The 20,753-nt window shown below is 67.6% G+C and carries 17 protein-coding genes; 7 read left to right on the top strand and 10 right to left on the bottom strand.

The features are described 5' to 3' along the window. The first annotated feature begins 89 nt into the window (after positions 1-89). The 6 genes from ACX114_RS16175 (at position 90) to ACX114_RS16150 (ending at position 6,739) form a co-directional block, all read left to right on the top strand. On the top strand, positions 90-1,847 hold the full coding sequence (locus ACX114_RS16175; RefSeq protein ID WP_459298985.1) for an alpha/beta fold hydrolase: 1,758 nt from the start codon (positions 90-92) through the stop codon (positions 1,845-1,847). A 16-nt stretch (positions 1,848-1,863) separates the two neighbouring features. Beyond that, the gene (locus tag ACX114_RS16170) at positions 1,864-2,850 is read left to right on the top strand and encodes a hypothetical protein (protein ID WP_459298984.1); all 987 of its coding nucleotides are present in this window, start codon (positions 1,864-1,866) and stop codon (positions 2,848-2,850) included. Beyond that, on the top strand, positions 2,847-3,932 hold the full coding sequence (locus ACX114_RS16165; RefSeq protein ID WP_459298983.1) for a hypothetical protein: 1,086 nt from the start codon (positions 2,847-2,849) through the stop codon (positions 3,930-3,932). The genes ACX114_RS16170 and ACX114_RS16165 overlap by 4 nt, the downstream gene beginning before the upstream one ends. Positions 3,933-4,002: 70 nt before the next feature. After that, a complete protein-coding gene (locus ACX114_RS16160; protein WP_459298982.1) occupies positions 4,003-4,587 on the top strand; it encodes a DUF3304 domain-containing protein in 585 nt (194 codons plus the stop codon). Continuing rightward, the gene (locus tag ACX114_RS16155) at positions 4,571-6,478 is read left to right on the top strand and encodes a T6SS phospholipase effector Tle1-like catalytic domain-containing protein (protein ID WP_459298981.1); all 1,908 of its coding nucleotides are present in this window, start codon (positions 4,571-4,573) and stop codon (positions 6,476-6,478) included. Before ACX114_RS16160 ends, ACX114_RS16155 begins: the two co-directional genes overlap by 17 nt. A 12-nt stretch (positions 6,479-6,490) precedes the next feature. Further along, complete coding sequence (locus tag ACX114_RS16150) at positions 6,491-6,739, top strand: hypothetical protein (RefSeq protein ID WP_459298980.1); 249 nt, start codon at positions 6,491-6,493, stop codon at positions 6,737-6,739. 443 nt (positions 6,740-7,182) lie between these two features. Here ACX114_RS16150 and ACX114_RS16145 read toward each other — a convergent pair whose 3' ends face one another. From ACX114_RS16145 to carB, 4 genes are all read right to left on the bottom strand, one after another. After that, positions 7,183-7,437, bottom strand: coding sequence for a hypothetical protein (locus tag ACX114_RS16145; RefSeq protein ID WP_459298979.1), 255 nt, complete (start codon positions 7,435-7,437; stop codon positions 7,183-7,185). A gap of 267 nt (positions 7,438-7,704) precedes the next feature. Continuing rightward, on the bottom strand, positions 7,705-9,675 hold the full coding sequence (locus ACX114_RS16140; RefSeq protein WP_459298978.1) for a rhomboid family intramembrane serine protease: 1,971 nt from the start codon (positions 9,673-9,675) through the stop codon (positions 7,705-7,707). A gap of 229 nt (positions 9,676-9,904) precedes the next feature. Further along, on the bottom strand, positions 9,905-10,441 hold the full coding sequence (locus ACX114_RS16135) for a thrombospondin type 3 repeat-containing protein (protein ID WP_459298977.1): 537 nt from the start codon (positions 10,439-10,441) through the stop codon (positions 9,905-9,907). Positions 10,442-10,625: 184 nt separating this feature from the next. Further along, entirely contained in the window at positions 10,626-13,877 is a 3,252-nt protein-coding gene (gene carB / locus ACX114_RS16130; RefSeq protein WP_459298976.1) for a carbamoyl-phosphate synthase large subunit, read from the bottom strand. A 141-nt stretch (positions 13,878-14,018) separates the two neighbouring features. On the opposite strand from carB, the gene ACX114_RS16125 reads away from it, so the two are divergent. Further along, positions 14,019-14,753: a hypothetical protein gene (locus ACX114_RS16125; RefSeq protein WP_459298975.1), complete on the top strand. Its 735-nt coding sequence runs from the start codon at positions 14,019-14,021 to the stop codon at positions 14,751-14,753. Positions 14,754-14,758: 5 nt separating this feature from the next. Here the strand turns inward: ACX114_RS16125 and ACX114_RS16120 are convergent, their stop codons facing one another. The 6 genes from ACX114_RS16120 to ACX114_RS16095 form a co-directional block, all read right to left on the bottom strand. Then, positions 14,759-15,376 carry a carboxypeptidase regulatory-like domain-containing protein gene (locus tag ACX114_RS16120; RefSeq protein ID WP_459298974.1) on the bottom strand — a complete coding sequence of 206 codons (618 nt, stop codon included), beginning with the start codon at positions 15,374-15,376 and terminating at the stop codon, positions 14,759-14,761. A gap of 157 nt (positions 15,377-15,533) precedes the next feature. Continuing rightward, complete coding sequence (locus tag ACX114_RS16115) at positions 15,534-17,180, bottom strand: carboxypeptidase regulatory-like domain-containing protein (RefSeq protein WP_459298973.1); 1,647 nt, start codon at positions 17,178-17,180, stop codon at positions 15,534-15,536. A gap of 118 nt (positions 17,181-17,298) precedes the next feature. Continuing rightward, positions 17,299-18,492: a pyridoxal phosphate-dependent aminotransferase gene (locus tag ACX114_RS16110; protein WP_459298972.1), complete on the bottom strand. Its 1,194-nt coding sequence runs from the start codon at positions 18,490-18,492 to the stop codon at positions 17,299-17,301. Between the two features lie 81 nt (positions 18,493-18,573). Beyond that, the gene (gene coaD, locus ACX114_RS16105; protein WP_014396068.1) at positions 18,574-19,056 is read right to left on the bottom strand and encodes a pantetheine-phosphate adenylyltransferase; all 483 of its coding nucleotides are present in this window, start codon (positions 19,054-19,056) and stop codon (positions 18,574-18,576) included. Positions 19,057-19,103: 47 nt separating this feature from the next. Then, on the bottom strand, positions 19,104-19,661 hold the full coding sequence (rsmD, locus tag ACX114_RS16100) for a 16S rRNA (guanine(966)-N(2))-methyltransferase RsmD (RefSeq protein ID WP_459298971.1): 558 nt from the start codon (positions 19,659-19,661) through the stop codon (positions 19,104-19,106). A gap of 10 nt (positions 19,662-19,671) precedes the next feature. Continuing rightward, entirely contained in the window at positions 19,672-20,715 is a 1,044-nt protein-coding gene (locus ACX114_RS16095; RefSeq protein WP_459298970.1) for a hypothetical protein, read from the bottom strand. Positions 20,716-20,753 lie beyond the last annotated feature (38 nt).

Genomic DNA, 20,753 nt, shown 5'->3' with positions numbered 1-20,753 from the left:
GCGAACCCCGGCCCATGGAGGGAAGCCCATGGGCCGGCTGGAAACCTCCCGACTCAATCCATCCAGCTGCACTAGCAGGAGCGGGTGTCATGACCCAGCATGTCGTCAAGGCCGGAGAGTCGCTGTACAGCATCGCCGCGTCCTACCGGATCGCGGACTGGCGCGTCGTCTACAAAGACCCTCGAAACGCCGCGCTCCGGAAGACACGGCCCAATCCCGACCACATCAAGCCGGGTGACAAGGTCTACATCCCAGAGTCCAACGTCTTGGCGGTGGCGTCCGGCTCGGGAGCGGCAAAGGCAACCGCGTCTCCCTCCAATGCGCTTCGCATTGATCTGAACGCACTGCGGCTCCAGACCCAGCACATCCGCCAGGACAACACCCGGGTCGCCACACGGCCCATCGTCATGCCCAAGGCTCCACCCGAGCCATGGGCCGAGGACTTCACACCCGACCACGCGTTCTACGAGTACCTGGCCCATGATTTCGCCTATTTGAACAACCAGGGCGGCGGCACGCAGGTTGGCGACAGGTTCCTGTATCGCGTTGAAACGCCGGAACTCTGGGCAATGCCCGAGCTGAAGTTCCCGGCGACCTATGCGGTCTCAACCAAACGTCCCTACTCCAAGAAGCCAGGCACACAGCCCCTCTACTACACCATTGTCCAGATGGAGGGCAGCGACCCCCATAACAAGACCCATGGCGTGTTCGCCTACTGGCTGCAGCCATCCCGTGGAAACCATCCCATCCTCGCGGTCCGCGGCACCGAGTTCGAGAAGGCACCTGATGCCGTCGCGGACATGGACCCCGCGGGGGTTGGCGCCACTGCCTTCAAGCAGACCCGCTCGTTGTTCCAGACCCTGCTGACGCGCATTGGCAGGAAGGACATTGTTGTCGTCGGTCACAGCCTGGGCGGAGCCATGGCGCAGCGGGTGGCGGTCGATTTCGGGGACTCGGTTCTCCAGGTGGTGACCTTCAACTCACCCGGCGTCGATAGAAAGACCGCGAACCGCCTCAAGGCCCCCAAGGGTCCATTGGCGACGCATTACCTCACCCAGGGAGATGTCGTCTCACTCGCGGGCGAGACGTTGCTTGCAGGCAACGCCACCATGCTGGAGGGGGCCGCCACGGCGGAGCTACGGAAGCTCCTCAAGAATGGCTCGCTCCGCAAGGTGGATGATCTCCTCACCATCGTGCTGACCCTCGTCTTCAGGCTCGCCGTCAAAAGGGAGCTGTTCCCAACGGTGATAAAGACCTCCAACATCCTGGAACTGTTCGCCGCGGCGACAATCGCCTGGGCTGGAGGGGACGCCAAGGCCGCCAAAAGCGTGGGAGGGGCGCTTGGGGCACTCCACAGCCAGCGATTGCTGGGCCCCAATGGGGCCACCAAACGCACCCGGCTCACGGTAGGCCCCCAGTCATCCGGCCAGGCCAACGACGACATCCACAGCCCCATCGTCGAGGAGATGCGGAAGAAGCGTCTGGGGGTGCTCAATATCCCGGGACTCTACCAGTCGGTGATGAGGCAGATCGGCGCGCTCATGGCGTCACCGACCAAATCCCTCATGAAGGAGCTTCTGTCCTACGACTCACCCCTGCCCAAACTCGCTCGCACACTCCTTCCTCCTCTTGTGACGCTGAAGGTCGCGCTTGATGAAGTGGGAGGAATGCAAGGCCTTGCCTGCAAGTCGCTGCATCTTCCTCCTCCGAAGTTCGACGTGAAGATGCTTCAACCGGAGCGGCAGACCTTTGCCCGCGACAACACCTACGTGGCCACGAGGCTTCCTCCCATCGACCAGGGGAGCTTGAGAAGAAGCTCGGCACAGCGCCCTCTGGCCCCCCGGTAGACCCACCAGGAGGTGGATGATGGATTTCACGGACCTCAAGATCGCCAGGGGCAGTGGCAACTTCCATGTGAATCAGTTCCGGATCCACTTCAGCGTCCCCGGGCTCCAGGGCGATCCGCAGAAGCAGCTTCCAGTACTCGTGGGAGGGTTCACCAAGGACTTCCCCACGTTCTTCAATGGGCTCGGCAAAAACATGCAGGAGAACCGGGCGAGCGTCGCCTGGTCGACCCGGCAGTTCGAGCGCACCCGGACGCTTCGCTTCCTGCTCGACGTCAAGATCGAGTCGCTGGGCATCAACCTGCCTGACTTCCACAGCGATTGGGTCCACGTCCTCTGGCAGGACCCCAACAAGGGGTTCGCCGCGCAGACGCTCAAACGCAACTTCCCAGAGGGCGCGGAAAAGATACTGCAGTGGATGCCGGGCTCACTGCTCTCTGTCTTGATTCAATACAACGCGTACCACTTCCTCGCGGGTCGCCGGTCCTGGGTCTTCGGACTCTTGCAGCCGGGGATGCATGGATGGAACGGAGCAAACCTCCAGGTCGGCAAGGTCGAGGGCGGAAAGTTCACGGCATACAGCGGCAGCCCCACCCCGGTCTTCTACCTGGAGTCCTCCGCGGTCGAGCGCTCCTCGCTGCTCTTGTACAAGCTCATGGAGGTGGATCCAGGGGTCGTCATCGACATCCGGAAGACCATCATCTCCCTCTGGAGCATCCTTCTCGCGAACTACGTCCACTCCAAGGGCTTCCGCCTGAACGTGGTCCACCCCAAGGCCTACGGCTCGGATGACGGCGCCGCCCTCTGGGAAACCCAGCCTGAATGGCGAGGGGTGTATCGCCGGAAGGTGGAATTCAAGACCCCACAGGAGCTCTACGCCAAGAAGTGGGTCCAGCATCTGCTGGACCTCCATCCCGGGCTGAAGAGCCAGTCGCTTTCGGAAAGCGGGTTCAAGGGATTCGGTGGCGGCAGTTCCGGAGGGGGCGGCGCCGGTGGAAGCTGGTGAGCCATCCGCGCTTCCTGCCCGGAAAGACCATGCCATCCGAGACGGCACGCACTGAAACTCCCACCGCGTTTCCCTGGTTCGGAAAAGTCACCGCCCTGGGAGCGTCCTTGCGCGATCGCAAGTACCTCAACAAAGGAACCCCGCAGGGCGGACTGCTGAAACAACTCACCCCAGGAACTGTCGTTACGGTTCTGGGGCAACAAGGCGTCTGGCTGGATGTCTGGGCGAACATCAACGGCAGATTCTGGGTCGGCTACATCGCCAAGGGCCTCGTGACGCCATTCCAGCCGGAAGCCTCTGGAAGGTTGCCCCACCCCGCTGCGCTCCTGAAGGACAAAGACCTCCGAGACATCGTCAGAATCGACAATCTGGGACTGGCAAGGAAGATCCCCAAGAAGCTCAAGCTCAAAGGATCCTCGTCAAAAAAGCTTCTGACCCACGAATGCTTGACCCAAAGATTCGACGGCAGCCTCAACTATACAAAATTCGAGATCCGGCTGACCTACTCAGAGGGGCTGACAGGAGGAATCCAATCAAACAGCGCCATCAAGATCCTCGCGGACAAGCCTCTTCATGAGTACGAGCAGGAGTTGATCGCGGAGGCCCAAAGGGAAGAGCACATCAAGCTCTCATCCGGCCGCGTCGAGGAGTCATACATCATTTTCGAATTGATTCTCGCCCTCGCCACCGTCGGACAGTCGTCCCTCATCGGCAGGTCCCTTACGGCCGCGGGCATCATCAAGAGCGTCTTCTTCCCAACGGCCCCGTCGACAACAGGCTATACCCTGACGGATGCCGCCGCCGGTGAGGTCATCAAGTCTCTCTGGGACATGCTGTTCCGAAACGTCTACCCGCTTGCCGGCGAATTGGCGGTCGGAATCCTCTCCGAATCCTCTGCGATGGCCATCGGCGCATTCCGGGAAAAGAACAGCTCATCGAACCCCGGACGCATGACCGCCGCGGAGAAGCTCGCGCGCCTGCAGTCGTTTCGCCTCCAATTCGGAAAAGAGCAGTGGCTCCGAGTCCTCGATACACCCATCTGGCTCAAGGACCCGAACTACAACCGGGCGTTCGGAAAGTAGGCAGCATCCGAGGACACGCCTTGCGGTGGAAAGGACAGGGACAACCGGGTAGACCCGCACAATGGCGAAGATGACCCAAGATCGTGAGCAGCCCTCCGCGAGGCAACTCCGCCGAGGCGCGTGGCTGGGAGCCCTCCTGTTGGCGGCTGCGTGCAAGCAGCCGCCGCCGGAGACGACGAAGCCGGTGGCCCCTCCTCCACCGGTGCCGCAGCAGGCCTCCGGTGTTGCGAAGCCCGTCTCGCTGGAGATCAACGGGTACAACTACACCGACCTCGCCATCGACAGCTTCGAGGTGAACGGCCAGGGCGGAGGTGACCTCGAGGTCAGCTCGACCGACAGCGGTGGCGGCAAGGGGACCTGCTGCGTGGGGCTCTCGCCTGGCACGAGGTTCCCCGTGGAGCTGTCCATTCGGTGGACACGGGATCGGAAGCGTTGGTGTGAAAAGACCGTCCAGCTCGCGGGGATTGCTACCGCCAATCCCCGGCATCTCGGAGTGCACTTCTTCCCGGATGGGCACATCGAGGCGGAAGTCACGGAAGGCTATCCAGACTTGAAGTTGAAGCTCGACCGGGTGGATGCGGGCAGGCGCAAGCCCACTGGCAACTCGGTCCAGGACGAGCAGTCAGCGAGGTGCCGTGATGGCGACGATCCATGAGCAGGGCAAGCAGCAGTCCCCAAGTCGGTTGATCCGGGCAGCCAGTCTGGCGGACTTCGATACGGAGGGCACAGCGCGTGCCCCCAGCGTCAAGACATCCCTGGCTCCGCGGAACGTCCCCGCCGCCGTGCCTCAGGCCATCAAGGTCTCTTTCTTCTTCGACGGCACCGGCAACAACCTGGACGCGGACCTCGGCACCGAGGAACACAGCAATGTCGCGCGCCTGTTCCGTGCACACTCGAGGACCCAGTCCGCAGCGGGTGTCTTCAGCTATTACCTCCCCGGCATCGGAACGCGCTTCAAGGAGATTGGCGATCCGGGCGGCGAGAAAATGAGCCTGGGGTTTGGAGACAGAGGCTCGGATCGCCTCGACTGGGCGATGAAGAAGCTGGAGGAGGTGCTCGACCTGAGCAAGGGCCGGCCGGTCCATCTGGCGCTCTTCGGCTTTTCTCGCGGTGCCGCGCTGGCACGTGCCTTCGCCCGGGTCGTGGCCGGGAAATGCATTGGAAGCCAGGCGGGTGGATGGAGTCTCACGTACAACGGCACCTCGCATCGGGTCCGCCTGTACTTCATGGGGCTCTTCGACACCGTGGCGTCGGTGGGCATGCCCATGAGCACCAACAACGGTCAGGCCATCGACCTGTCCGCGGGCGTGCTGAACCTGGAGCAGACCCTCAAGAGCCGTCACATCTACGGCAGCACTCTCTCCAACATCGCGTTCGCTGAAGGCGGCGCGCCCGGCGCGGATCCCGCGTCAGGTTGGGCGGATGGCCACATGGCCTGGGCGGATGACCTCCGCATCCCCGCCATGGTGGAAGACTGCGTCCACATGGTGGCGGCGCATGAGATCCGCAACTCCTTCCCCCTGGACAGCGTGCTTCAGGGCAAGAGCTATCCGAAGAGCTGCCGTGAGATCGTCTACCCTGGAGCCCATTCGGATGTCGGCGGCGGCTATCGCCTGGGTGAGGGGGCCCGCAGCACGGCGGTCGGTTCGTTCTTGAGCCTCATTCCCCTGAGAGCGATGCGGACCGAGGCGATCAAGGCAGGAGTGCCCCTGGAAGCCGAGAGTCCCCTCCCCCTCAAGCAGAAGGATTTCGGAGAGGATCCCTCCAGCAAGACCGCGTTCGCCACCCTCGCCCGCCGCTACAACCACTACATGGAGAGCGCGGGCTGGGGTGGAAAGTCGGTGGGCGGCATGCTGCTTGCCCATATGAAGCTCTACTACCAGTGGCGCCTGCACAAAGCCTTGCTCAACCAGAAGAATCGCCGCGCGGGCCAGCCCACGGCTGACCAGACAGTGCTCGCTTCCTACGAGCCCGCCTGGAAGAAAGAGCGAAACACGCTCACCCAGACCACGAACAGGCTGAAGACCGACGCCAAGAACCACCAGCGAACGGCATGGGCTCTCCGGGACTCGGGCTCGTCGATGTTCAAGGAAGGGCAGAAGATGTACGAGCAGGAGGTGTCGCTCGCGAGCAAGGCGGAGGACCAGTACCTCGCGAAGAAGTCTCTCCTGGACACACTGCCTGGCACGGATGGCTCGTTCGTGAAGAACTCACGCATCTACGACGCGCAACTCCTGGAGGACGCCCGGATCCTCAAGGCGCTCGCCCAGAAGAAGGGACGGAACAAGCTGCGGCCGCACTATCGCGCCCTGCTGGAGGCCTATGAGGCGGAGTCCGCGGGCAAGGGCTTGAAGGACGTGGAGATCATCGCGTTCTTCGACACCTACGTTCACGACTCACTCGCGGGCTTCGCTGGCGATGCGACGCTGCCGTCCGACCCGCGCGTCGTCTACACGGGCGGTGACGACAAGCTTGAGTACGCCCACAACAGCAAGCCGTCCCCTCGGAGCATCGAGAGCGCGTTCCAAGAGTCCACGCTGGGGTAGCGTGGTAGGTGGATGAGGCCCTACAGGTATCTGGCAGCCCTGGCACTGCTCGGCATCGGGCTGGCGGGGCTCTATTTCCGCAGGCCTTCTCCCCCACTCGATGCGCCAGAGGTGGTGCCAGAGTACTTCGCGGAGCGGACCTCGGACTGCGACGTGGACCTGTTGAATCTTTCAAAGTCGGACGCAGGCCCGTTCAAGCGGGTCCTGCCCGTGGGGGCGAACCAACCTTACGAGCGGCTGCGCCGCAATGTCTGGGAGTAGGGCCGGTACTTGGTCCGGGGGCGCTTCACAGGCAGGGTCCGTGAGTTTCAGGAGTGCGCCAGCTTCCCTGAGTTCGAGGTGCTCGAATTCAAGCCCTGGGGCCCCGTGCAGCGATGTGCTTCTCCCGGCGCCCTCGATGCGGACATGCTGGCGTATACCGGCGACCTTCCCGAGGACCGCTACGCCCCCGAGGACTTCCTGGGCGGGCCCTGGCCTCCGTCGATTGACGATCGCTCTTGCAGGCGCGTCGCGGCTTGCGCGTTGGACAGGCGCCGCGCCGACTCTCGCGGGTCTCCCGAGGACATTATCGATGCAGAGGAGAATCCTTCGCTGGACGGCAGGTTCTGCCATCCCGTGACCTGCGAGCCTGGAGAGAGGCGGGTCGATGCCTGCTCAGGAGTCATCTGGTGCTGCCGGCTCCTTCCCGTGGATGAGCCGCGAGCTCAGTAGGCCCCCGCGCTGCGCTTCAAGGCCTCCACGAAGCTCGCTTCCGAAGCCAGGCGCGTGCGGGTCTCCCAGTCCAGGTGCCCCTGTTCGTCCGGAGGCGTGGATGCCCGCGAGGCCAGCACGGTGAAGCCCTGGGCCTGGATCTCCACGACGTCCTCGGCCGGATTCCTCAGCACCAGGTCCTCAGTCGCTCCCACGGGCAACACCGTGGAGAACGAATAGGACAGGAGCCCTGCGCTCGTCGTTCCCACGGGGAACTCCACGACGATCCAGCATCCCGTCGGGACCCGTGCCTGCTGAAAGGGCCAGGTCACCGCCCCCAGGCCGTGGAAGCACAGCCAGACACTTCGGAGCTCCGTGTCGGGTCTCGCTGAGGGGCGAGTCCAAGTCGAGCACCAGGCCCCAGGGGAGCACGTCCCAGCGGATGGCGACCACTCGCGAAGCCTGCGCGACTCCGAACCGCTCGGCCCCCCGCAGCTCCACGACCGCCTCATCCATGGCCTTGCCGCTCCCTGTCCTCAGGCCGCCGCGGCCGCCTGTCCATAGTAGTGCGCCGTCAGCTCACCCTCGGTCGCGAAGCGGGGATAGCGGCCCTCGGCCAGCGTGGGCGCGTCAGGCAGGGCGTTGGCGCTGGAGTGCTCCAGCAGCGCCGACAGGAAGCGCGCGTAGGCCTCTCGCGGCGCGAGGCCGGGATAGCGCTCCGGCAGCCCGAGCCCGGCGGCCGGGATTCGCAGCACGGTTGGCCCTCGCTGCGGGTCTCCCCAGGACACCACCAGATCGGTGAGCACCGTCTGCCGGGGGGCCGCCCCTTCGGGTCCCGCGATGGGCAGCATTCCCACGGCCACCGCCATGACCTCCGTGACGGCCAGCGACCGGCGCTGGCCTCCCTGGGACTCCACCATCAGGGCCTTGTCGGTCAGCCCCAGGATGCGACAGGGGATGATTCGCGGGGGCAGCGTGGAGGCCCCGGGCGACTCGGGCGCCAGGGCCGCGACGGCTCGGGTCCTGGGCGCGGCGGACTCCGTGTCCAGGGCGATTCCCCGGTCCTTCATCCGCGCCTCCATCCGCGCCGCCTCCTCCTCCAACTGGCCAATCCGCTCCACCAACGCGGCGGCATCCCCGGTCGCCAGCGGCTTCGCCCGGGTCAGGTACTCCACCGCCTTCTCCGGGGCGTCACGGCGCGCCAGCCGCAGCTCCGCGGCGCGGACCAGGGCTCGCACCGCCATGGTGCCCGTGCCCTTGCCAGCCGCGGCGTAGAGCGACTCGGCCATCCCGACCGCCGTGGCGGGGGCCCCCTCCTGGTCCATGCCCTGCGCCACGCGCCACGCGACACCCGGGCGCAGCCGGTCCACCGGGAACAGCTCCCCCAACTGGTCCACCACGTTCCAGAGCGGTTCGGGGACGTCATGTCCCACCAGCAGTTGCAGCGCCTTCTCCACCCTCGCGGAGCCGGAAGGCACCCGGCCGTCCTCCAGCTCCATCCGCCCCAGGGAGAGCAGCGCCTCGGTGTTGTCCGGATGGTCCGCCAGGATGCGCTGGAAGGTCGCCCGTGCCTTCTCCCGGTCACCGGCGTCCAGCGCGCTCTGGGCCTCCACCATGCGCGGGTCCGCCACCCAGCCACCCTCCCGCGCGGCGATGGCGGGGGCGACGAAGCGCTCCTCCAGCCGTGTCACGCGCAACGCGCTGGCCGCGACGAAGCCGAAGGCGAACCCGCCAATGTGCGCCATCACCGCGACGCCCGTGTTGGTGCCCTGGACCACGAAGTCGAACACCTGGTTGCCAAACCAGAGGCCCGCCCACAGCCAGCCGGGCACACCAAACGTCCCGCGCCAGATCTTCAGGAACCAGAAGAGGTAGCCCACGCGGACCTTGCGCATGGCGAAACGCAGACAGAACGCGCCCATGCACGCCGCCACCGCTCCGGAGGCACCGACCATCAATGTCTGGGATTGCGTGTCGAGCGCGAAGTGGGCAATCCCCGCCACCAGCCCCCCGACCCCGTAGAAGGCGGCGAACAGCGGCCGGCCCCAGACGTCCTCGAGCAGCAGCCCCACGACGTAGAAGAACAACATGTTCCCCAGCAGGTGCATCCACCCGAGGTGCAGGAACATGTACGACAGCCAGCCCCACTGCAGCAGGCCCCGCGCGGGCACGAGCCCCAGCCGGTGAAGCAGGCCCGAATCCCTCGCCTCCAGGACGCTCGCGCAGTGCGCGTCGAGCCGCGCCTGGAGCGCCTTCACATCCACGCCTCCGGCCGGCGCCTCCGCCTGCTCCTTCAGCCGGGCCAGCAGCGCCTTGCCGTGCTCACTGAGCAGCGCGGTGCAGCCCTGGGGCAGCTCCAGGTCGGGATGGGCGAGCGTCTCCTGCATCAGCTCGCGAAGCTCGCCCTCCCCCACTCCGCCCGGGTTCGCGGGAACCACCCAGGTGATGAAGAAGGCCACGGCACAGATGGCGGCGATGGAGACGGAGACCCAGGGGCGACGGTCCAACGTCGCCCCCTCCACTCCAAGCGGGAGCAGGAACACCATGACGGAAGCCTCACCTCAACGGGCGGGGCCCCCCACCCATGCAGCACCACGCGATGCGCATGGACATAGCACGACAGGGCGCAGGCCTTCACCCGGCGCACCCAACAGGACTTGTCTTCAATTGCGTGAAAACAGCCATGTCGAGCAACTCACATGGCTCCCGGCGCACCGCTCACGGAGTGTGCCTCCGCTACGGCGGTACGGCGTTCTCGCTGGCGGTTCCCTCCAACGTCACCATGCAGTCATCCAGGGTCGGATCTCCCGGCAGGTCCGCGACCACGAAGACAGAATGGTCCCCGGCCTCGGTCGGCTTCAGCACGAGGGCGATGCTCGCGGATGCAGGCCCTACAATCGCTGGCATCGCGCAATTGATGCGCAGTCCGGAGACGTGACACGGCTGACCTATCCCATCCGTGCTTCGGAGCAGGGTCATGGCCTCGGGCAGGATCACCCGAACGGAAAGGCCCGTCGCGGGGAGGTTGCCTGTGTTGGTGACCGTCGCCGACAGCCGGAGCTCGCCGTTTACGAGGACGGAGGACGGCGCCAGCGATGCCTCGAGCCGCGCATCCGCATAAACGAGGTCCGGATCGCACGCGTCTCCGATGTGGTCTCCATCACGGTCCTGCTGCTCCGGGTTGAAGACAAATTGACAGTTGTCCTCGCGCCCCCCCAGGCCGTCCCCGTCATGATCCACATCCGGCAGGGATTGCTTGCGGTCGACAGGCATTCCCGCCGTACGCCCCCGAGAGACGACCGTCCGCTCCGCGCATGCAGTGACCATGCATCCGAGGAGGAGCCATCCTCCCAGGCCTGGGGTCACGAATCGTGAGGTGGATTGACTCACGCCATTGCTCACCAGGAGCCAGGCCCGGCGGCCCCCGGAAGCCCAGGGGCCGCGAGTCTTCACGGGACTACCGGCGCGCCTGGGGCACGCCGTTCTCGCCGTACAGGTAGCCCTGCAGCGGCTTCACCGCGAGGTCCGAGCGCTTCAGCGACTCCAGCGCGCCCACCGCCATGCGCGCCGCCTGCACCGTCGTGTAGTACGGCACCGAGTGCATCAGCGCCTCACGGCGGATGGAGAAGCTGTCCGCGATCTCCTGCTTGCCGAAGGTGGTGTTGATGACCAGGACGATCTCCCCGTCGACGATCTTGTCGACGATGTTCGGCCGGCCCTCCTTCACCTTCTGCACCCGCTGTGACTCGATGCCCTTCGTCAGCAGGTAGTCGTGCGTGCCCGCCGTCGCCGTCAGGCTGAAGCCCATCGAGCGCAGGCGCTTCGCCAGGTCCACCACCGCCGGCTTGTCGTCGTCCTTCACGGAGATGAACACCCGGCCGCTCTTGGGCAGCTTCACGCCCGCCGCCAGCTGGCTCTTCGCGAACGCGGACGCGTAGTCCTCCGCCAGGCCCATGACCTCGCCCGTGGACTTCATCTCCGGGCCCAGAATCACGTCCACGCCCGCGAAGCGCGCGAACGGGAAGACGCTCTCCTTCACCGCCACGTGCCGGAACTCCGGCTCCTCCGTGCGGTCCAGCTCCTTCAGCGTCTTGCCCACCATGCAGAGCGCCGCGATCTTCGCCATCGGGACGCCCGTCGCCTTGGAGATGAACGGCACCGTGCGGCTGGCGCGCGGGTTCACCTCCAGGATGTAGATGTTCTTCCCCTGGATGGCGAACTGCACGTTCATCAGGCCCACCACGCCCAGCTCGCGCGCCATGGAGATGGCCTGGTCCTTCATCCGCTCCACCAGGTCCGGCGACAGCGAGTGCGGAGGCAGCGTCGCCGCCGCGTCACCCGAGTGCACGCCCGCCTCCTGGATGTGCTCCAGCACGCCGCCAATCAGCACCTGCCCCGTGCGGTCCGCCACCAGGTCCAGGTCCACTTCGATGGCGTCCTTCAGGAAGCGGTCGATGAGCACCGGGTGCTCCGGCGACGCGCTCACCGCCTCGCGCATGTAGCGCTCCAGGCTGGCCGCGTCGTAGACCGTCTCCATCGCCCGGCCGCCCAGCACGTACGACGGGCGCACCATCACCGGGTAGCCAATGCGCTCGGCCACCTTGAAGGCCTCCGCGTGGCTGCGCGCGACGCCGTTCTCCGGCTGCTTCAGGCCCAGCTTTTCAATCAGCTTCGCGAACTTCTCGCGGTCCTCCGCCCGGTCGATGGCGTCCGGCGACGTGCCCAGGATCGGCAGCCCCGCCTGCTCCAGCGGCACGCTCAGGCGCAGCGGCGTCTGCCCGCCGAACTGCACGATGGCGCCCACCGGCTTCTCGCGCTGGGACACCTCCAGCACGTCCTCAATCGTCAGCGGCTCGAAGTAGAGGCGGTCGGACGTGTCGTAGTCCGTGGACACCGTCTCCGGGTTGCAGTTGACCATCACCGTCTCGTACCCGGCCTCGCGCAGCGCGAAGGCCGCGTGCACGCACGCGTAGTCGAACTCGATGCCCTGGCCGATGCGGATGGGACCGCTGCCCAGGATGAGGACCTTCTGCCGGTCCGTGGGGGGCGCCTCGTCCTCCTCCTCGTAGGTGGAGTAGAGGTAGGGCGTGTACGCCTCGAACTCTGCGGCGCAGGTGTCCACCCGCTTGAACACCGGACGGATGCCGCGCGCGTGCCGGTGCGCCCGCACCTCCGCCTCCGGGTAGCCCATCAGGTTGCCCAGGTACTTGTCGGAGAAGCCGTGCGCCTTGGCCTGACGGAGCACGTCGTCCGCCAGGTGGTCCAGGCGGCCAATGTCCGCCAGCGACTGCGCCTCGCGCACCAGCGCCTCGATGTGCCGCAGGAACCACGGGTCGATGGCGGAGAGCTGGTGCACCTGCTCCACCGTCATGCCCTCGCGGAAGGCCTGCGCTACGAACCACGGGCGCTCCGGACGGGGCACGCGCAGGCCCTCGTGCAGGACCTTCTCGCGCTCCTCCTTCTCCGTGGGCAGCTCCGGCGACTCCAGGCCCACGCGCCCCAGTTCCATGGAGCGCAGCGCCTTCATGTACGCCTCGGGGAAGGTGCGGCCAATGGCCATCACCTCGCCCACCGAGCGCATGCTCGTGGTCAGCGTGCGGTCCGCCTTGGGGAACTTCTCGAAGTTGAAGCGCGGCACCTTCACCACCACGTAGTCCAGCGTCGGCTCGAAGGAGGCCGGCGTGTCGCGGGTGATGTCGTTGCGCAGCTCATCCAGTGTGTAGCCCAGCGCCAGCTTCGCGGCGACCTTCGCGATGGGGTAGCCCGTCGCCTTGGACGCCAGCGCGCTGGAGCGCGACACGCGCGGGTTCATTTCAATGACGACCATGCGGCCGTCGCGCGGGTGGATGCCGAACTGGATGTTGGAGCCACCCGTGTCGACGCCAATCTCGCGGATGATGGCCAGCGACGCCTGCCGCATGCGCTGGTACTCGCGGTCCGTCAGCGTCTGCGCGGGCGCCACGGTGATGGAGTCACCGGTGTGCACGCCCATCGGATCCAGGTTCTCGATGGAGCAGATGATGATGACGTTGTCCGCGGAGTCACGGACCACCTCCAGCTCGTACTCCTTCCAGCCGAGCACGCTCTCCTCCACGAGGATGGTGGAGGTGGGGCTCGCCTTGAGGCCCGAGCGGCAGATGGCCTCGAACTCCTCGCGGTTGTACGCGATGCCGCCGCCCGTGCCACCCAGCGTGAAGGACGGACGGATGATGGCCGGGAAGCCGATCTCCTCCACCAGCGCCATGGCGTCCGCGAGCGTCGTCGCGTAGCCGCTCTTGGGCAGCGCCACGCCAATCTTCTGCATGGCCGCCTTGAAGAGCTGGCGGTCCTCGGCCTTGTTGATGGCCTCCAGGGACGCGCCAATGAGCCGCACCCCGTACTTCTCCAGGATGCCGCGCTCCGCGAGCGCCTTGGCCAGGTTCAGCGCCGTCTGCCCGCCCATGGTCGGCAGCAGGGAGTCCGGGCGCTCGGCGGCGAGGATCTTCTCCGCCGCCTCCACGGTGATGGGTTCAATGTAGGTGCGGTGCGCGAACTCTGGGTCCGTCATCACCGTGGCGGGGTTGCTGTTGAGCAGCACCACCTCCACGCCCTCGTCCCGAAGCGCCTTGATCGCCTGGGTGCCTGAGTAGTCGAACTCGACGGCCTGCCCGATGACAATCGGGCCCGAGCCAATCACGAGAACCTTCCGGATATCGGTACGCTTGGGCATCGGGCGCCCCCCATACCAACGTCCGCCCCCACATGCACGCGGTGCGTTGTGGCATGCGAAGGACCTGTCCGATTGGCCGCTCGCTCGGGGACCTGTTCCGGCGTCCTCTGCTACGCTGCCGCGCTTCCCTCCGGAGGTTTCATGCGTCGCTGGCCCCTGGCCCTGCTGGTCCTTCTCTCCGCGCCCGCCCTCGCCCAGGACACCGCTCCCGCCGCCACGCCCGCCCCCGCCGAGCCCACCCCGGCGCCCGCCCCCGCCGAGCCCACCCCGGCTCCGACGCCTGCTCCCGCCGCGGCCCAGCCTCCAGCAGCGGCGCCCACTCCGGCCCCTCGCAAGCCTCCGCAGGCCGCAGCCACGCCCCCGGCCGCCGCGCCCGTGTCACCCACGGCGCGCCCGCCCACGCCGCCCATCCCCTCCAGCGCGGGCACCGTCCAACTGGCCCCAGGCCGCGACGCCGCGCGCCCCACCGAGGAGGACCTGTCCCCCGAGGGCATCGCCCGCTCGGTGATCCACAACGAGGCGCGCTTCCTCTTCCAGAGCCTGCTGACAGGGGATGTGCGCAACGCGTCCACGGAGCTGATCTTCCCGTTCCAGTTGGAGGACAAGCGCTTCAACACGCCCGACGAGTTGGTGCAGGCGTGGGTGAAGCAACTGCGCGCGCGGCGCACGGACCTGATCACCCTCTATGACATCGAGGTGCTGCCGATCGCGGAGATGGAGAAGAAGTACGGCAAGCCGCCGGCGCGCCTGGGGCTGGATCCGCGCGCGCTCAAGGACACCTGGGCCGCGGTGGGCAACCTCTCCGGCCGCGCGGCCATCTTCCTCTTCCGCGGCAGCCCGGACCTGACCTGGCACGCCTTCGCGTACACGGACTGATCCGCCTACGGCACCTGCTGCAGGGTGATGCTCACGGGATCCGGATCCTGGAACACGATCAGCAGGTCGGACCAGCTCACGTAGCCTTCACGCTCGGCTTCAATCGTGTAGAGGCCGGGCGCCAGGTCCACGAAGAACGCCCCGGACGTATCCGTGGTCGCGCGCTCCAGGACCTCGTCCGTCTCGTGGTCCAGGATGGAGACGGAGACGCCGACGAGCGCCGTTCCGTCCTCCCCCTGGACCTCGCCAGACACACGGATGATGGTGGCCTTCAGGTTGAAGGACATGGCGACGGTCATGCCCGCCTCCACCTCGACCTCCTGCTGCTCCAGGTCGTAGCCCGGCCCCGAAGCCATCAGGGTGTAGTTGCCCGGAGGAAGCGACTCGAAGGCGAACTTGCCCTGCGCGTCCGAGCTGACCGTCTTGTCGGTCTCCAGGAGGGTGACCTCGAAGTCCTTGAGCGGCTGCCCCTCCTCCGTCAGCACGACGCCCGTCACCCGCCCGGGCCGGGGCTCATTGCCGACCGGATCCTTGGGGGACTCGGCGTCGGGGTCGCAAGCGGACAACGCAACGGCCATCAGGAGCGCGCAGAGCACGCTGCCTCGCGTCTTCAGGGTCATCATGGGTGGGTTCTTCCTGGGTGAGCGCGCTCCGGCCGGCGCGAGGCCTTCCGCACCTGGCCCTCATGGGGGCTCGGCGGTGCGTCCGGTGGCTCCCCAGACGACGAAGCGGCCCGGGTATTCACCGTCCCGGACCGCCTCTTCACCTCACGACGCCGGCCTAGAGCGGCGGCACCGCCAGGACGAGCCCCTGGGGAGGAGGAACGCTCCCCTGGACCTTCTCTCCCCTCCAGGAGACGAGGGTGCCGTCCTGCTTGAGCACCATGCCCCAGAGTCCGTCCGTGATGGTCACGACCTGCGCGACCTGGGACTGGGCCTCCGTGGGCAGGTTGCACTGGTCGTCACCACCGCCCCAGCAGTGCACCTGGCCCGACTTCGTGAGGGCATAGCTGTGCGCGATGCCGCCCCCCACGGAGATGACCTCCTTGAGGTCCGTGGGGACGGAGCTTTCACCCTGGAAGTTGGACCCCCAGCCCGTCACGGTGCCATCCCGCCTGAGGACCACGGTGTGGCTGCCCGCGGTCGCCACCTCCACCACGCCCGCGAGGCCCACGGGCACCGTCGCCGCGTCCTGCTCGATGTCACCCCAGGCATCCACGAAGCCGTCCTTCGTCACCACGACCACGTAGGTCTGGCCTGCTTCGATTCCCACCACGTCCCTCACCCGCCCGGGAACCTCACGATTCCCGTCCGCGGACGCGCTCCAACGGAAGACCGTCCCATCCGCCCGGAGCACGAAGCACGAAGAGCCCGCGCAGGCCACGGCCACGCCGTTGCCCACGGGAAGGCGCGGGATGGCCCCTGCTTCATTGCCCCACGCCATCACCGAGCCGTCCGCCATCAGCAGCGCGCTGTGAGACGTCCCAAGCGCGACGCTGACCACGCCCCCCACCTGAGGGGGATTCTCGATGGCCGGCCCTTGTCCCCAGGTCACGAGGGTGCCGTCGGGCCGGATCCCCGCGCCCATGGCGTTCCGGACGCTCACCGTCCGGGTCCGCAGGATGCGCACTGACTTCGAGACGGCCGGACGCCAGGAGGCCTCCAGCATCACCTTCACCGGCTGGTCCCCGGAAGCGACGGACGCGGCCACCCGAGCGGAGATCTTCCCGTCCGCCCACGAGAGATACTCCGCCACCGGAACCCCACCCACCGTCACCGTGCTCTCGCCACGCGTCCTCCCGAAGGGACCGCCCGAGAGATCGAGGATGCCGCCCTGCACGGACAACATGGGGAAGGTGACCGACGGGGCTCCCGCACGGGTCAGCACGAAGTCCACGGAGTGGGTCTCGTCGCGCACCACCACCAGGTCCCGGGAGGCCTGCGTGTAGTGGTCCCTGTGCGCCACCACGGTTCGGGCGCCCGGGAGCACCGAGGGCAGGCGGAAGGCGCCCTGCGCGTCCGTCACCGCGCTGACCTCGGTGCCAGGGATGGAGACGACCACCCCCGCCGGAGAGCTCTTGTCCTCCATGCGGACCGTCCCCGTCACCTGCCCCACCGCGAGCGTCAGCGTGAACGACACCTCCGCCGTCACTTCGCCCTGGACCTCCACCGTCCGCGAGCTGTCGACGTAGTCCGCGTGGGACGCCACCAGCGTGTGGCCACCGTGCCTCAGGTTCGACAAAGTGAACTCGCCCTGCGCATCCGACGTGGCCACGGCGTCCGTGCCGTCCGCGCGCACCTGGACGCCCGCCAGCGCGGCCCCCGCTTCCGTCGTGACACGTCCCCGGACCTGGCCGTCATCAGCGGCGCAAGCAGACAGCACGGCCAGGAGCAGCGCCCAGAGCGTGCCCCTTCTCTTCATCGACATGTGGTTTCTTCCCGGTCAGTGGGGTGAGGCCGTTCGGGCGCGACGCCTCGGAACGACCCTCACCTAACGCACTGCGCGTGCGAAATTGAGCACACGCGCGGAAACCACCGGGAACGCTTCAGCCCAGCGCCGCGACGAAGTCCCGCAGGCGCGTCAGGCCCTTCTGGAGCACCTCGCGCGAGGTGACGAAGCTCATGCGGATGTAGCCCGGCGCGCCGAACGGATCCCCCGGCACGGCCGCGACGAGGAAGTCGTTGAGCAGCGCCTCGGAGAGCTGGAGCGAGTCCGTCAGCGGCTTGCCCTTGTACGCCTTGCCCAGGAGGCCCCGCACGTCCGCCATCGCGTAGAAGGCGCCTTCCGGCAGCCGGCAGCGGATGCCCGGGATGGCGTTGAGCCCCGCGACGAACAAATCCCTGCGCGCGCGGTACTCGTTCACCATCGCGGTGATGGTGTCCGAGGGGCCGTTGAGCGCCGCCAGCGCGGCCTTCTGCGTGATGGAGGACGCGTTGGACGTGGACTGGTCCTGCACCAGCTGCATGCCGGAGATGAGCGCCTTGGGGCCCGCCGCGTAGCCCAGCCGCCAGCCCGTCATCGCGTGGGACTTGGACAGGCCATTGGACACCAGCAATCGCGGCACCAGGTCCGGCGCGACGTTGCCCAGGTTGAGGAACGGCTCCTCCGTGTAGAGGAGCTTCTCGTACATGTCGTCGGTGACGATGATGCAGTCGTGGCCGCGCACCGCGTCCGCGATGCCCTCCAGCGTGGCGCGCGAGTACACCGCGCCCGTGGGGTTGGCCGGGCTGTTGAGGATGATGGCGCGCGTGCGCGGGGTGAGCGCCTTCTTGATGGCGGCGGGGTCCGGCGCGTAGCCGTCCTCCTCGCGCGTGGGGACGATGACCGGCGTACCGCCCGCCAGGTGCACCATGTCCGGGTAGCTCACCCAGTACGGCGCGAAGACGATGACCTCATCGCCTTCGTCCAGCAGCGCCTGGAAGCAGTTGTAGAGCGACTGCTTGCCGCCCGCCGTCACCACCACCTGATCCGGCGCGTACTTCAGGCCGTTGTCCTTCTCCAGCTTGCGGCAGACGGCCTCGCGCAGCTCCGGCATGCCCGCGGTGGCAGTGTACTTGGTGAAGCCCGTGCGCAGCGCTTCGATGGCCGCCTGCTTCACGAACTCCGGCGTGTCGAAGTCCGGCTCACCGGCGGCGAGCACCACCACATCCTTGCCGCTCGCGGCGAGCGCCTTGGCGCGGGCGTTGAGGGCCAGGGTGGCGGAGGGCTTGATGGCTTGCAGCCGGCGGGCGAGTTTCATGCGCCTTGCCTAGCGCGGAACTCCCGAAGCGGACAAGCCCGCTCGCACGCCGCGGGGGCCGGATGCCCCCGGGGAACGACCCTAGGGTTTCGGGCCGAACTTCTTCTTCAGCCCCGCGTTGACGTTTGGCGGGACGAGCCCGTCCACGTTCCCCCCGAAGGTCGCGACCTCCCGGACGAGCTGCGAGGAGATGTAGAAGTAGTCCTCGCCCGTCATCATGAAGACGGTGTCGATGTCCGGCGCCAGCTTGCGGTTCATGTTCGCCAGCTGGAACTCGTATTCGAAGTCCGACACCGCGCGCAGGCCGCGGATGACGACGCTCACGTTGCGCTGGTGCACGTAGTCCACGAGCAGCCCGTGGAAGGCGTCCACCTCCACGCGCGGGTCGTTCACCGCCTCGCGGATGAGCTCGATGCGCTCCTCCTGGCTGAAGAGGGGCGTCTTCTTCGGATTCACCGCGATGGCGACGATGAGCCGGTCGAACATCTTCAGGCTGCGCTGGATGAGGCTCAGGTGCCCGTTGGTGAGCGGATCAAACGAACCAGGATAGATGGCGACCGGCATGGGTGCGTTGAAGTCTCGGCGGGCCCACGGGGCCGGTCAAGCGCACGTCACGGGGCCCGGTAGAAGCTCACCAGGGTGTCCCCGAAGCGGCGCTGGTCCTCCAGGGTCAGCCCCGAGTGGGCCTCCGGGGCCGCCTCCCGCTTGTCGTGCTCCACCATCACCGTGCCGCCCGGCGTCACCACGCCCGCCGCCACCACCGCCTCCAGCACCGTCTCCACCACGCGCGCCGCGTAGGGCGGATCCGCGAAGACGAGCTCGAACTTCGCCCCCTGCTTGCCCAGCGTCTCCAGCGCGCGGACCACGGGTTGCGCCAGGATGGACACCTGGGAGGTGAAGCCCAGCGCGTCGGTGTTCTTGCGGCACAGGGCCAGGGCCTCGCGGTCCTGGTCCACCAGCACCAGCCGGCCCGCGCCCCGCGACAGGGCCTCCAGCCCCAGGGCGCCGGTGCCCGCGTACAGGTCCAGCACGGCCTGGCCGTCCAGGAACTGGCCCAGCATGTTGAAGATGGTTTCACGGACGCGGTCCGCCGTGGGGCGGATGTGTCCGGACGACGGCTTGGGCCCCGTCAGGGCCCGGCCCTTCGCGCTGCCTGCAACAATGCGCATGCGCGCCCTTCTATCCCAGGTCCCCGTCCGGCTTCGCGAGGAACGCCATGGCCACCGACGCGGAGCGGTGCGCCCCCAGCGCCCCCAGCGCCTCCGTGGCCTCCGCGAAGGACAGCGCCTCCAGCGTCTCGCGGGCGGCGGGCGTCAGGGGCGGCAGCCCCTCCTCCAGCACGGAGAGCAGCTCCCCGGCCGGCATGCCCGCCGCCTGGGCGCGCGCCACCACCGGCTCGCGCACCTCCGGAGGCCAGGCGCGCAGGGCCAGCGGACCGAAAGGCCCTCCCCGGTCCACCTTGCGCACGCCCGCGGCCACGTAGCTGGACAGGCCCCGCGCGGGCCCGGTGGAGGCCTCCGCCACGGCCACCGCCACGCCCTTCGCCGCGGCCGTCTCCACCACCTGGCGCAAGAGCTCCACGTCCAATTCGCCCTCGCCCAGCTGCGAGTCCGGCACGCGCAACAGGCGCAGCGGGACCTGCCACTGCGCCAGCCCCTCCAGCAGCGTCGCGCACGTGTCCACCAATCCGCCCGCGGACAACTGGGGCGGGGACACCTCCAGCGACAGCTCGCGCTCCTTGAGCGGGCCCACCAGCGCGTTCACCGCCTCCACGGCCTCGTAGGAGGTGAGGCGCGACAGGTCCAACGACACCAGCGCGAAGCCCGCGTCCACCACGCGGAAGATGCCGTCCTGGAGCGCGTCCAGCACGTCCGCGTCCGTGGAGGTGACGCGCAGGGGGCCGGCCTGGAGGAACAGGGGCCGGGTGTGCTCGGCCTCCTGCGCCGCCGCGTGCACCGCCCTCACGAAGCGCTCCGGCGCGCCCCGGTCCGCCAGGGGGTGCGGGCAGGAGAGGCCCAGCACCGAGTCCTCCGCGCGGGCCGCGCCCAAGAGGCCCGGCAGCGCGCCCTTGGACAGCACCGGCAGGCACGGCAGCGCCATGGGCGTGGACTCCAGCGCCCCGAGCAGCTCCCGTGGATCCAACAGGGGCACCCGGGAGCCCGGGCCCACCCGCGCCACCACGTTGCCCGGCCGCAGCGACAACACCTTGTCCAGCACGCTCATAGGAGCCGGCGAGAATCCCCGCCCCGCGCCCCTTTCGC

It is taken from the genome of Corallococcus sp. M7, from assembly GCF_054512695.1.
The sequence above is the reverse complement of the archived record's forward strand: the minus strand, read 5'-3'. Positions and strand labels throughout refer to the sequence as shown.

What these genes read in the sequence shown, in the direction of transcription:
- ACX114_RS16175 (WP_459298985.1), top strand. Translation starts at nt 90, where the DNA reads ATGACCCAGCATGTCGTCAAGGCCGGAGAGTCGCTGTACAGCATCGCC.
- ACX114_RS16170 (WP_459298984.1), top strand. Translation starts at nt 1,864, where the DNA reads ATGATGGATTTCACGGACCTCAAGATCGCCAGGGGCAGTGGCAACTTC.
- ACX114_RS16160 (WP_459298982.1), top strand. Translation starts at nt 4,003, where the DNA reads ATGACCCAAGATCGTGAGCAGCCCTCCGCGAGGCAACTCCGCCGAGGC.
- ACX114_RS16155 (WP_459298981.1), top strand. Translation starts at nt 4,571, where the DNA reads ATGGCGACGATCCATGAGCAGGGCAAGCAGCAGTCCCCAAGTCGGTTG.
- ACX114_RS16150 (WP_459298980.1), top strand. Translation starts at nt 6,491, where the DNA reads ATGAGGCCCTACAGGTATCTGGCAGCCCTGGCACTGCTCGGCATCGGG.
- ACX114_RS16135 (WP_459298977.1), bottom strand. Translation starts at nt 10,441, where the DNA reads ATGCCTGTCGACCGCAAGCAATCCCTGCCGGATGTGGATCATGACGGG.
- carB (WP_459298976.1), bottom strand. Translation starts at nt 13,877, where the DNA reads ATGCCCAAGCGTACCGATATCCGGAAGGTTCTCGTGATTGGCTCGGGC.
- ACX114_RS16125 (WP_459298975.1), top strand. Translation starts at nt 14,019, where the DNA reads ATGCGTCGCTGGCCCCTGGCCCTGCTGGTCCTTCTCTCCGCGCCCGCC.
- ACX114_RS16120 (WP_459298974.1), bottom strand. Translation starts at nt 15,376, where the DNA reads ATGATGACCCTGAAGACGCGAGGCAGCGTGCTCTGCGCGCTCCTGATG.
- ACX114_RS16115 (WP_459298973.1), bottom strand. Translation starts at nt 17,180, where the DNA reads ATGTCGATGAAGAGAAGGGGCACGCTCTGGGCGCTGCTCCTGGCCGTG.
- ACX114_RS16110 (WP_459298972.1), bottom strand. Translation starts at nt 18,492, where the DNA reads ATGAAACTCGCCCGCCGGCTGCAAGCCATCAAGCCCTCCGCCACCCTG.
- coaD (WP_014396068.1), bottom strand. Translation starts at nt 19,056, where the DNA reads ATGCCGGTCGCCATCTATCCTGGTTCGTTTGATCCGCTCACCAACGGG.
- rsmD (WP_459298971.1), bottom strand. Translation starts at nt 19,661, where the DNA reads ATGCGCATTGTTGCAGGCAGCGCGAAGGGCCGGGCCCTGACGGGGCCC.
- ACX114_RS16095 (WP_459298970.1), bottom strand. Translation starts at nt 20,715, where the DNA reads ATGAGCGTGCTGGACAAGGTGTTGTCGCTGCGGCCGGGCAACGTGGTG.